Source organism: Bacillus sp. FAU20 (genome assembly GCF_056033865.1).
The window spans coordinates 500087-512654 of sequence record NZ_JBVYHY010000026.1 but is presented as its reverse complement, the minus strand read 5'-3'; the positions used below and the strand labels follow the sequence as shown (position 1 = coordinate 512654).

Genomic DNA, 12568 nt, shown 5'->3' with positions numbered 1-12568 from the left:
GTTCTCTTTATTTTAAAAACATAAAGTAATTGATTAATTTGTCTAGTTCTTGACTCAATGCCAATACTTTTTCATGTTGAATTCCATAATCCGATACTAAATATAAAAGTTCTTCTTTTTTTATTTCAATTACTTTTTCCAATTTCGCTAGTTCCATGTCGTTTTACATCTCTCCAAAAATAAAATGTATGTATTTCAGTATAGCCTACTTACATAATTAGTAAAAGTAAAATACGCATGTAAAATCTTACATATTTGAAAAAATAATATACTACTAACAAAAAAAGAAACTAGATTAAGCTTCTTTTTTCAGATTATTAAAGTTCATTAAGAATGAATAACATACCGGAATTTTTCTAATGTTATATCTTTATAATTTGGAGCTCTCTTTATATGATTAAAATAACTAGCAATTGCAGCTGCTCCAAAATGCGCATGCCAAATATCATTTGTTTCTTTTTTGCATTGAGAAATAATTGAAAGGCCGCCTTTTAAAATACTTTTGTTTTCCATTTTCTTTCTCCCCTAATTAAAATCACTATATTTTCATCCTAAAGATGGTGTCAGGACAAATAAAATGTGATTCGATTCATCACTTTTATTCAAAAATCGATGCTTCACATTTGGTGGAATACGTACAACATCGCCTTCTTCTAAAAAATATTCTTTTCCCTCCAATTCTACGTATACTTCCCCTTTCATAATAACAGCAATCTCTTCCTTATCTTCATGGGAATAATGGCTTTCTGTTGTGTTTGCTTGTTTATTTAAATCCATCATTAGCATTTCAATACGTGCTTTCATAAAATCAGGTGTTAATACATCATATACAATGTGATCATTGTTTTCCCGATATACTTTTTTTCGATCTTTTTTCTTGGAAATGAGCGAATCTGTATCAATATCGTTAATAAAAAGTGTAAACAGCGGTACATTTAATGCTTTTGCAATTAACTCCAAAACATTTAAAGAAGGATTAGCATGTCCTCTTTCAATTTGGCTAATTAGTGATGTACTAATCCCTGCATACTCAGCGAATTCACGAATTGTCATATTATTTTTCTTACGATAACTTAATACCGTTTGTCCAAGCCTATCATGTATCATAGTAAAACTTCCTTTCGTCCATCATAATGCATATTTCATTGTCTTTGTGCTGACATACTAAACAAAGGCAAATAATCCTTTCCTATTATCTCCGGGACTTATATACTTACCTTTGTATATTATATCGCACTAAGTTTATTATAATAAACAATCTATCGGAGGGACAAACTTTGAAATCACCTATTCTTTCATATTTCATCTTATTTTTTGGTGTATTCGCCTTATCAACTTCAGCAATTTTTGTAAAATTGGCAGCTGCTCCTGCGACAATCATTGCTTTTTACCGATTATTCTTTGCCACACTGATCCTGTTACCGTTATTACTATTTAATAAAAATAGTCGAAATGAGCTAAAAACTTTAACGAAAAAACAATGGACATTCGGATTCATATCTGGGCTATTTTTAGCTGCACATTATGTACTATGGTTTGAATCATTACAATATACTTCTGTAGCAAGCTCTACAGTTATCGTAACGTTACAACCTTTGTTCTCAATAATTGGTGGTTATTTTTTATTTAAGGAGAGATTTACGAAAGGAGCGGTTATTGGTTGCCTCATCGCCATTTCAGGTAGTATCATCATTGGCTGGCAAGATTTCCAAATTAGTGGAGAAGCTTTATATGGAGATATTTTAGCATTTATCGCTGCTGGTATCATTACTGCTTATTTTTTCATTAGCCAACACGTCCGTAAAGATTTGTCACTTATACCCTATTCGGTAATTAGTTATGGAAGTAGTGCTGGCTTTCTTGGCATATTTGCTTTCACGCAACAAGAATCTTTCATCCATTACTCTACACAAACTTGGTTGTGCTTTATTGGATTAGCTTTCATTGCTACAATTTTAGGACAAACCATTTTTAATTGGTTATTAAAATGGATGAGTGCTACTGTAATTTCAATGAGTATTTTAGGTGAAACAATTGGCACTTGTATGCTAGCGTACTTTATATTACATGAGACCATTTCTTTACAACAAGGACTAGGAATTGCCGTTATTTTTATTGGTTTAGCATTATTTTTATTACAGCCAAATTCTAATGAAAAAGCATGACAGTATACTGTCATGCTTTTAACTATCAATTATGTACAATTAAACCATTCGGTCTAAAACGACTCATCATAATTTCATTAATAAACTTTCCGTGAGCTTTCAAATTCCCTATCTTTACCCCCTCTTCTACAAATCCAAATTTTTCATATAAAGCTTTTGCTTTTGGATTCGTTTCTAACACACCTAGTTCTACTCTCTCTAACATTAACCAATTATCAGCCAGATCAAGCATCTTCATAAGAAGTGCTTTCCCAATTCCTTTATTATGATATTCACTGTCTACCCCAATGAATAAATCGCCTGAATGAGATCTTCGGCCTGGACTTTGTGTTAAACTTACAAATCCAACAACTTCTCCATCATATTCTGCAACAAATTCAAATTGATTTGGTGCTAAATTTCGAATTCTATTTTCCATAGCTTCTACACGCATGCTAGGTAAGAAAACCATATACGGTAAAACGTCATCTTGTATACATATACAATGAATTGCTCTAGCATCTTGTATTTCTACTGCTCTAACGTTAACCCCCATCTTTCTCTCCTCCATATAAATAACAATATATTTGTGTGTATTCTAGAAATGTTCATGAATGACCTTCTCGTCCGTATTTCTTTATGTCATTTTTACATAATTATTCCGATATAATATTTAATTTCCAAAAAGATTAACAACATATCTATATGATTAACTTTTCACCTTGCTATATAAATTAAGCAAATTTTCAATTTGAATACCATTTATTTCCATACCGACTATATCACAATTTTCTATTTCAATATTTTTCAGATTACTGTTACTTATGGTGCTACCTTCCAAGTCACATTTATCGAATACAATAGGTTCCTTCTCATCTCCGAGACTTGTATTTTTGAATTGTACTCCACCTAAAGTCACCAAATTAAATTTACTGCCAGAAAGATTTAAATCTGCATATGATGAACTTCTAAAATTTATATTTCTAAACTTTGATTGACTTACATTGCAATTACTCATATTCGTATTCATTATATTGTTACCAACAAATGAACTGTTTTTTAAATTCACTTGATAATACCCTGTATTTGCTAAATTACAGTTTTCGTATTGACTATTTTTCATATCTTTATTTGTAACTACACTCTCTTTGTTTGAGCTTGTTTTTATTCTTTTCACGTAACAATACTCATCTTCCGATTCAAAAATCATTTGGTAGCCCATCTTTTTATAAAAGTGATGATTATTAATTTGTCTACTAGATGTTTCGAGATCCCAAATCTTTATGTTTGGATATTCCTTTTCTATTAATTTCATAACATGTGATCCAATTCCTTTTCCTTGATAAACAGGAGCTACAAAAATACGATCAATTCGACCGTACGACTTACCAGAAATCGTAACTATTATCCCTCCAATTATTTCTTTATCCATTACAACTTTGAAAGAATCCAATTCTTCAATGGAATATTCCATCATTTCAACTGAAGAATACCCTGGCGGTTGAATGTTATAATCAATGACATCATCTTGGCCGTATAGCCATTGTTTTGCTTCTGCATCAAATGTTCTTTTCATTATTTCTGTTAATTTCTCAGCATCTAAAATTGTAGCTTTTTCTATAGATATTCTCGTCATTTTCGTTTTCCCCTTCATTATTACAAACCAACCATTTTTGTGAATGGCATAATTATCAATTCACTTTTGTTTTTAATGCTTTTCCCATTATTACATATGGAACATCATTTGTACTTGGATGAAATGGCTCCAATACATTTATCCAATCTAATCTTTCATATAACGAACGTGCTTTTTCATTGTTTATTTGTGTTGTTAAAACACTCGTTCTATTTGGAATCCCTTCTAGTAATTCATTATGTAATTTCGTTCCAAGACCTTCATTTTGATATTGTGGGTGGACTGCTAACTCTACAAATTCAAAACAATCTTGTAACCATTCGTCTACTTGCTCTAGATGTAACGCTTCTCTCATTAATTGATTATAGTACTGTCCCTCCATTGAGCGATAACCATAAGTAAAGCCAACTACTTCATTTTCATCATTTATTGCTACTATACCTTTAAAACCTGTATATTCTATATGCCTATTCATTCGCTCGATCATTTCATTGAAATTTATTTTCTCAAATACTTTACAATACAATTTTGCCATATCCCCAATTAAGATTTCATCTTTTTTAATGCTTACGAATTTCACTTTATCCCCCCCTGTTAAACATTTATATACTTAAAATTTTAAAAACAAAGAAAATTAATACTAATCACTCTCTTTACTATTAAACTACAAATCACCCTATATTTTCCACAATTACTTAGTATTAATGAATAAAAGAAGAGACCATGTAATACCAACATGGTCTCTTCTTTTATTCATTTTCAATTTTATCCCGCTATTTGCTGGGCAGTAAGACCCCCACCTCAAAATTCAGCGAAAGCAAAGAAGTTAGGTGGGGGTCGGGCTAATAATCAGTGGGGGCTGAACAAAACCCCCACTGATTAAAGTTTCACTTTATATAATTAAAAATTAAATATTATTTAAGCCACTCGTTGCAAGTATTACTTAACTGCTGTAAATCTTCTATAAATTGACTCGCATCATATCCATCACAAACCGAATGATGTACTTGCAATGAAACTGGTAGCATAACCTTGTTTCCTTCATTAAAATATTTCCCACAAGTTATAATTGGCAATAGAAAATTTTCATCATTATTAATATTAAGATTAAATCCAGTAAAACTAGTCCAAGGTATACTAGAAATCGGAAATACATTAGGTGGAATATTTTCTTTCGTGAAAAAACCATGAACACTAGCATAGCATCTCATATCGTCTTCATAATTCTTATAGAAAGTGCGGAAATCACTTGAATAATCCGTCCATATACTTGAAAAAGACTTATCATCTTTATGAAAGATTGTATAACTCGGTATCATTTCCTCCCAATAGCCTAAAACTCCTTCATCGTTAAAACATGTTCGAAATTTTTTATGATTATTTACTACTCTAGAAATTAAATATATAAAAACGGGATAAAATTTTATTCCCTTTTGATATAATTCCTCTAATAACATCGTGATATCAACATTAACAGTCATACTAAATGTACATTTCAACTTTAAATAATGCTCAAAATACTGCTCTCTATTCCAATCTTCTCTATCAATTACATGAAACTTCATTCTAATAGCCTCCTAAAATTTTCTTTTTATTTTAGAAGGCTATTTCCCTTGCTTTCACCATAATTGTTCACTCCTAACAGTTTACATTTCACCCTAATTATTTATTTAATTATATAACATATGTAAGAATCAATTCACATATTTCTTGAAATCCATCCACATACTATAGATAAATCAAATGAAATTTGGAGGATACATACATGAATAACAAAAATATGAATAAAAAAGAAAATATTACTGAAAATACTACATCTATTCAAAATAATAATACTGCAAACCTTACTATTGAAGAACAAGCAATGAACGGCTTATACGGAATGCCCGAAACAACAATTGAAGATGCTGATCACGCTGCAGCTGATGATTTGACTTCAAAAAATTAATTAACTACATTGAAAAAGCCAAGGAAAATACCCTTGGCTTTTTTAACTATGCATCCACCTTTTGTATTTCTTCACTCTTTCTTGAAAGTTTACCTGGCCAAAAAGCAAATCGGCCTAACACAACTGTAATTGCGGGTACAAGTAACGGTCTTACAATAAACGTATCTAGTAATACGCCAATTGCAGTTACAATACCAAATTGAACTAATACTTGAATTGGAAGTGTACCTAACACTGCAAAAGTTCCTGCTAAAATTAAACCTGCCGATGTAATAACACTACCTGTTTGTATTACACCATTTTTTACTGCATCCAAGTGATTTTGTGTCTTTCTGTTTTTCCATATTTCTGAAACCATAAAGATATTATAATCTTCACCTAAAGCAACTAAAAATACGAATGCGTACAACGGTATCGCACCTTGAATGGCCGGCGCTCCCATACCGTAATGAAGTAATATCCATCCTGCTCCTAACGCTGAGAAGAATGATAAGACAACAGTTACAATTAAATAAATCATCGCAACAACCGATCGTAAGTAGACAAGTAATAATAAAGCGATAATGCTAATCATTACTGGAATAATTACTGATTCATCACGTTCAGTAATTTGCTTTGTATCATATAATGAAGCTGTTTCTCCACCAATCCACAATTGCTCTTCAGCATTACTAATCCCAGCATCTTTTAATACTTTTTCTACATTACTTTTCAATTTAGGAATTTGATCTAACGCTTCAATTGAGTATGGATTTTCCGCTAAAGAAACTTCATACATTTGTATTTGCTTATTTTCTTTTCCCTCTTTTGGCTCTTTCACTGTATTTATGAAAGAAAATTTCTCTAGTTCTTGTTTAATAGGAAGCTCTTTTCCTTTCGTATCAACAACAACTTTTACTGGTGCTAGTTCACCAGCTGAGAAATGATCACTAATTAACGTAAACCCTTCACGAGAAGGCATATCCTTTGGAAACGATTCTAATAAGTCATATGTGTATTGAATACGTGGTACGAACGAAGCCAATCCACCTAATACAAACACAGTTAGCATAATTATTGTCCACGGTCTTCGTACTACTACATCTCCAAGTTTTTTACTAAAGGAGCCTTTTGATTTTTCAACTTTTACAGCCCTCTTTTTCTTTCTTGCAAACTCCTCATTCATTGAAGTTGTTCTCGGTATAAACGGGAAAAATGCAATCCTACCGAAAATTAATAATAGTGCTGGTAAAATCGTTAAAGCCGCGATTCCCATTATAAATACAGCAACACTAAATGGTACTGCAAATCGATGAAAGGCACCATAATGAGCAAGTAATAATGTTCCCAAACCAAGTACAACAGTTAACGCACTCATTATAATTGCACCGCCAGAAGCTTTAATCGCAAGTTGTAATGCTTTATATTTACTTTCTTCTTCTAACAAGTACTCTCTATATCTCGAAATTAAAAATAGACAATAGTCCGTTCCAGCGCCAAACAATAATACTGTCATAATTGATATTGCTTGGGCATCTACTTTAATCCATCCGTGATCAGCTAAAAAACCGAGTGTAGGACTAATAATACCGTATGCAAAGCCAACAACAAGTATAGGTAAAATCGCTAAAATTGGTGAACGATACAGTAAAATTAACAAAACTAACACTAGTAGTACTGTAGCCACTAGCAATTTCACATCTGCTTGACTAAATAAACTAACTGCATCCGTTTGAATACCTACAGGTCCAGATAATCGAACATGTAAACCAGATTCACTTATTTTTTGTTTAAATGGATCTTCATCCACCTTACTATTCACTATTTCTCTAAACTCTTCAAGATTTCCTTTTAATATATCCGTACCAGCAGATTTATTAAAGAATACCGGTGTAACAAACGATGTACCATCTTTTGATGCACTTTTTGATAATACTTGCTCTGGGATTGTATCAAATGGTGGTAACGTTGATTGTTCTTTTAAAGGACTAACTTTTAACTCTTTATAAACGTCTTGTATGAGTTTATAATCCTGTGACTGTAATCCACCATCTCTATACCATACTACTAACAACGGATTCCCTGCATTATTCGGAAACTCTTTTTTCATAAGCGCTTCCGCTTGCTGTGACATAGCTGTTTCAGGTAAATTTTTTGGATTCGGTTCTTTCGTACTGTTTACTTGTGGTAACGTAAATGAAAGTAATAATGTAATAAGAACCCACACCGATAAAGTGATCCATTGCGTATTTTTTCCTGCTACAAGCCTCCCTAACATATGTAACGGGTGCTTTTTCATAAAAACCCACCTTCCTTTTTTCCTTCATTATTAATTATATATACTGGTAGGTTAATTAATCAAGAATGATTGAAAATTATGTTATAATTATCTCAAGAATAAATGTCAGGAGCGAATGGATTTGGAACAAAAACAACGTCCTCTCGGAAGGCCACGTCAAAATAAAAATACAAAATCTACAAAAGAAACCATTTTAGAAGTGGCAACTCGCTTATTTCTTACACAAAATTATCAAGTCGTTTCTATGGATGAAGTCGCAAAAGTTTGTGGTGTTACGAAAGCAACCGTCTACTATTACTATTCAACAAAAGCCGATTTATTTACCGCTACTATGACCCAAATGATGATACGTATACGAGAGAATATGTCTCAAATACTCTCTACAAACAAAACTTTAGAAGAAAGATTATTAGACTTCGCCAAAGTTTACTTACACGCAACGATGGATATTGATATGAAAAATTTTATGAAAGATGCTAAACTGTCGTTATCTGAAGAACAATTGAAGGAATTAAAAAATGCTGAAAATAATATGTATGAAGTGCTAGAAAAAGCACTCGATACTGCGATGCACATGGGAGAAATTCCGAAAGGAAACGCTAAATTTGTGGCTCATGCTTTCGTATCTTTATTATCAATTGGGAATTTTAAAGATGAAAATCACAATCCTATTCTGGCAAATATAGATGAATTAGCACAAGAAATCGTTTCTTTTTATTGGAATGGGTTAGGTCATTCATATTAAACTGATTTACTTTAATAAAAGAGCATGTTTAATTTTTTCAAACATGCTCTTTTATAATTTATTTATATACTAATAATCAGATTATACTTCAACGTCACTTAACAAAAAACTCCATTTTAACTTTACAAATTTTGAAGTTGAACATTTATATTCTCCTTACTTAATCCCCCATGGTAACAAACTACAGATTCAATATGTAAATTTAAATACTTCTTCAAAGACTGCTTTGCTTCCTTAATATTTATAGTTGTTGGGGCGTGAATTCCTCCTAACATCCCATTCACACTATACATAGAGTCTCCTGCAATAAGAATTTTGCTTTGTTTCAAATATAAACTAATATGACCCGGAGTATGCCCTGGAGTATGAAGAATTAGTATTCCACCGCAATACGGAAGTTCTTGCCCGTCAATCACAGTATCACTCACTTTTCCTTTTGGGCGGTTCTCTACATTTCCGTCCTTCAATAAAGGTAAATCCCCCTCGATATATGGCTTATCTAGTTCGTGCGCATAAACTTTAATATTACTTCGACAGCGCTGCAACAATTCTGGCAGACTACCTATATGATCAATATCCTGATGCGTCAAAATCACGACTTTTAACTTATCAAATGATACCCCAATCTTTTCCATCTCTACTTGTATATCTTCAATTTGTCCTGGGAAACCCGTATCTATTAATACTGCCATTTCATCATCCCATAAAAGAATTGGATGAATAACAAATTCTTGAAATTCAAGTTGTAACATTTCTATCCCTTTAGCAATCTCCATACAGCCATTCTCCTTTATATTGAAGTTTGAAAATATGTACGAGTAAACTGAAAATATAAAGTGAAACTTTAATCCGTGGGGTTTTACTACCCGACAAATAGCGGGATAAAGCACCTCTATCTTATAATATGTTTTGTCATCCCAATAGAGAATGCTTCAAACCCTATAGATTCATAGTAAGATTGCAATTTTTCTACACACATAAGTTGTGGAATAACCTTATTTTGTTCACAGTGCTGGATTAATCGTTTCACTATTTCTTTTCCGATGCCACTAGACTGATATTTTGGCAATACACCAACTCCACAAATAATGCCTGTTATGACTCCATCTGATATGACACGCCCCATCCCTACTAACCTCTTATCATCAAAAACATAAATTGCATACCAACTTTGCTTACACATTCGTTCTAACTCGTTAACCGTTAATTTAAGAGAATTCCATCCTAAAGATTCGTATAAGGATAATAATCCATTAAAATCTGTAGGATGTTCACTTGTGTAGCGTATACTATTTTCCATGTCAATACTCCCTATTCTCAGGCTTGTTTTTATTTCATAAAATTCCCTTTACACAAATCTGATCGATGTAAAAATAACTAGAACAAACTTCAATAAGAAAGATAGAATTCCTTCTCAATATAAAATAAAAAGAAGTTATCTCACTTAAGATAACTTCTTTTATATAAGACTCTCATTATATTATCAACCAAAAAATATACAACTGCATACGATTAGCACAAACAAAACTAATAAACCATTTGAGAAATAACCCATTGAATACTACCCCTTTATTAAATTATGTAAAAGATTTTATCATAAAATGATTTACAACTTAATAACTGAAAAAGACATTGTATTCATTAGTTATATACGTTTAGTAATATTTTATTTTCGGTTATATTCTCGTCGCCTAAAACCACTACTCAAACACATCGAATTCAATCCACATAACTTCAAAATCAATAAATTTATTTTTAAGTCATAGATGTTAATCTTAATAAAACAAAAGGCAGGAACATATTTGATATGTACAAAATGTTCTTGCTTTTTTATTATGGGGTACCAGTTCATAACCATCTAGCTAAAATTTTCATCACATCACAATTTTCTATGAAAATCCAATGCATTTTTGAAGAAAAATAACCCAAATAAAAAATTACAATAAGCTGCCCATAAGGATAGATTATTTATCTAATTATCGTCATAGGCAGTAAAATAATATCAAAAAAGGAGGGGGAATTAGTTTTTTATTTTCATAAACTTTAATAAATCATCGAAAACTTCTTGTTGATTTTGCCATAGTTCAGGCAAGTTATCTAGGGGAAAAAATTTTAGCTGTAAGCTTTCTTCGTTATCAGTATGTAATGTTCCATGAAAATCTTTACAAATATAAGTTAATTTCACTAAGGCAACTTGATCACCGTTAGATAGCTTTTTTTCGTATTTTTTTCCAGAATACACATTAAAAAATTCAAGTTTTCCTAATTTTAAACCAGTTTCTTCAAACACTTCTCTTCTTGCTGTATCTTCAACTGTCTCGCCAAATTCCATAAACCCGCCAGGATGTCCCCATTTCCCATTATCAGATCGTAATTGCAGAAGTACTTCATTCTTTTCATTCACCACAAAACAACCTGCGACCACCATAATTACTTTTTCATGTCCAACCATATTTCTTAAATAACTTATATAATCCATGTGTTTCAGCTCCAATATAAATAATTTCATAGAAAGTTATTTTGTCCCATTGCAGTACTGATTATCAGAAATGATGTTCCATAAAACACAATCAGGATGATATTCCTATATCATCCTGATTGTACCATTAGCAATTACACTTATAAACAATGAAAATAGGGATGAATACTTATTCATGACTGTTTAACATAACGTATCATTATTGGTAGCAAGGAAAAGGAGGAACACTTACTCTCATAAGAATTCCTCCTTTTTTATTCTAGGGATCTATACATTTTTTATAAATTTCTATTCTGGTTCCATTTTATGGATCTCGTTTGTTATTGAATTATCCGAAAAACTGTATAAAATTTCGTATACTCTTAGCTTGAGGGTTTTCTGAAATACTAGCGATCCTCCCTATCGTTCCAAAAACTCAATAATCGTTTCACATACTTTATCCGTCTCCTCGATATCTGGGAAATGTCCACTATTTTCAAATATAACAAGTTTACCATTTTTCAATTGTCTCGTTATTCTATAACTCATTCCTACACCCGTGTTATAGTCATGCGCTCCAACTATGACACACGTATCAATTTCTAAACCTTTAATACGCTCAATAAGCGGTAAAGATGATTTTGTTCCAAAAATAACTTTGCTCATCTTCCCTGTATTACTTAACTGACTTTCCTCCCAAAGACTCCGATTTAGCTTTGCAAATTCTTCATTTTTAAACAATAATCGATCTACAGCTTTTGTATCAACTATACTCCAAACTTGATTATACCTTTCTTTTAAAGGAATTTCTGACTTACTTATTATCAATATTTCTTCTTTCATTTCCCCTTTCGTTACTTGTAGAAAACCTTCTATCTGCACAGTATACATATCATTTAAATCATCTAACGATGGTGCTTGTAATACCATTTGTTCAACATTTTTCGGATATTTCAAAGCATACTCTAAACAAAGTTGTCCACCAAAAGAATATCCTAACAAATTTATCTTCTCTACATGTAATTGCTTTCTTAATTCCTCTAAATCTTCGACTAGAGTATTGATTGAGTACTCACCGTCATCTTGTGGTGCCTCACTTCTACCACATCCTCTTTGTTCATAATAAACAACAGTCATATTCTCTTCTAACCTCAACCCAAGTGTTCTTTCGAATACATAATGATTGCCACCTGGACCACCATGTGCAATAATGAGAGGAACTGTATTATGAGCTGCCCCTGCAACTTTACACCAATGCAATACCCCATTGATTTTCAAATAGTGTACACCATCTTGCAACATTAACTGATTCATTTATCCTCTCTCCTCATCGCTCACTTATTACTATCTAAATGTATA

Annotated in this window: 15 protein-coding genes; 3 read left to right on the top strand and 12 right to left on the bottom strand. The window is 31.9% G+C overall.

All coding sequences use genetic code 11. The annotated features are described in order from the left end of the window. Positions 1–7 precede the first annotated feature (7 nt). The 3 genes from AC0OM3_RS24545 to AC0OM3_RS24535 all read right to left on the bottom strand — a co-directional run bounded on the left by AC0OM3_RS24545 (position 8) and on the right by AC0OM3_RS24535 (position 1107). Positions 8–157, bottom strand: a complete 150-nt coding sequence (locus AC0OM3_RS24545; protein WP_000417698.1) for an aspartyl-phosphate phosphatase Spo0E family protein — start codon at positions 155–157, stop codon at positions 8–10. Positions 158–327: 170 nt separating this feature from the next. Then, positions 328–513 carry a hypothetical protein gene (locus AC0OM3_RS24540; RefSeq protein ID WP_000428904.1) on the bottom strand — a complete coding sequence of 62 codons (186 nt, stop codon included), beginning with the start codon at positions 511–513 and terminating at the stop codon, positions 328–330. Between the two features lie 33 nt (positions 514–546). Then, entirely contained in the window at positions 547–1107 is a 561-nt protein-coding gene (locus AC0OM3_RS24535) for a helix-turn-helix domain-containing protein (RefSeq protein WP_000581041.1), read from the bottom strand. A gap of 170 nt (positions 1108–1277) precedes the next feature. Here AC0OM3_RS24535 and AC0OM3_RS24530 point away from each other — a divergent pair, with 170 nt between their 5' ends. Beyond that, positions 1278–2165, top strand: coding sequence for a DMT family transporter (locus tag AC0OM3_RS24530; RefSeq protein WP_000841802.1), 888 nt, complete (start codon positions 1278–1280; stop codon positions 2163–2165). 25 nt (positions 2166–2190) lie between these two features. On the opposite strand, the gene AC0OM3_RS24525 is transcribed toward AC0OM3_RS24530, so the two are convergent. The 4 genes from AC0OM3_RS24525 to catA form a co-directional block, all read right to left on the bottom strand. Beyond that, complete coding sequence (locus AC0OM3_RS24525) at positions 2191–2700, bottom strand: GNAT family N-acetyltransferase (RefSeq protein ID WP_000538742.1); 510 nt, start codon at positions 2698–2700, stop codon at positions 2191–2193. A 153-nt stretch (positions 2701–2853) separates the two neighbouring features. Next, positions 2854–3798, bottom strand: coding sequence for a GNAT family N-acetyltransferase (locus AC0OM3_RS24520; protein ID WP_061884142.1), 945 nt, complete (start codon positions 3796–3798; stop codon positions 2854–2856). Between the two features lie 37 nt (positions 3799–3835). After that, positions 3836–4360, bottom strand: coding sequence for a GNAT family N-acetyltransferase (locus AC0OM3_RS24515; RefSeq protein WP_000673978.1), 525 nt, complete (start codon positions 4358–4360; stop codon positions 3836–3838). 334 nt (positions 4361–4694) lie between these two features. Beyond that, entirely contained in the window at positions 4695–5345 is a 651-nt protein-coding gene (catA, locus tag AC0OM3_RS24510) for a type A chloramphenicol O-acetyltransferase (RefSeq protein ID WP_000668527.1), read from the bottom strand. A 200-nt stretch (positions 5346–5545) separates the two neighbouring features. Between catA and AC0OM3_RS24505 the strand changes: the two genes are divergently transcribed. Further along, on the top strand, positions 5546–5728 hold the full coding sequence (locus AC0OM3_RS24505) for a DUF4021 domain-containing protein (protein WP_001060656.1): 183 nt from the start codon (positions 5546–5548) through the stop codon (positions 5726–5728). A gap of 46 nt (positions 5729–5774) precedes the next feature. Here the strand turns inward: AC0OM3_RS24505 and AC0OM3_RS24500 are convergent, their stop codons facing one another. Further along, on the bottom strand, positions 5775–8006 hold the full coding sequence (locus AC0OM3_RS24500) for an MMPL family transporter (protein ID WP_000716582.1): 2232 nt from the start codon (positions 8004–8006) through the stop codon (positions 5775–5777). 121 nt (positions 8007–8127) lie between these two features. Here AC0OM3_RS24500 and AC0OM3_RS24495 point away from each other — a divergent pair, with 121 nt between their 5' ends. Further along, positions 8128–8751, top strand: coding sequence for a TetR/AcrR family transcriptional regulator (locus tag AC0OM3_RS24495; RefSeq protein ID WP_000436039.1), 624 nt, complete (start codon positions 8128–8130; stop codon positions 8749–8751). A 122-nt stretch (positions 8752–8873) separates the two neighbouring features. Here the strand turns inward: AC0OM3_RS24495 and AC0OM3_RS24490 are convergent, their stop codons facing one another. From AC0OM3_RS24490 to AC0OM3_RS24475, 4 genes are all read right to left on the bottom strand, one after another. Further along, on the bottom strand, positions 8874–9527 hold the full coding sequence (locus tag AC0OM3_RS24490; RefSeq protein WP_000401468.1) for an MBL fold metallo-hydrolase: 654 nt from the start codon (positions 9525–9527) through the stop codon (positions 8874–8876). Positions 9528–9643: 116 nt separating this feature from the next. Continuing rightward, the gene (locus tag AC0OM3_RS24485; protein WP_000431735.1) at positions 9644–10051 is read right to left on the bottom strand and encodes a GNAT family N-acetyltransferase; all 408 of its coding nucleotides are present in this window, start codon (positions 10049–10051) and stop codon (positions 9644–9646) included. Positions 10052–10771: 720 nt separating this feature from the next. After that, positions 10772–11230 (bottom strand): NUDIX hydrolase, encoded by a 459-nt coding sequence (locus AC0OM3_RS24480; RefSeq protein WP_061884140.1) that lies wholly within the window; start codon positions 11228–11230, stop codon positions 10772–10774. A 399-nt stretch (positions 11231–11629) separates the two neighbouring features. Further along, complete coding sequence (locus AC0OM3_RS24475) at positions 11630–12523, bottom strand: alpha/beta fold hydrolase (RefSeq protein WP_061884139.1); 894 nt, start codon at positions 12521–12523, stop codon at positions 11630–11632. Positions 12524–12568 lie beyond the last annotated feature (45 nt).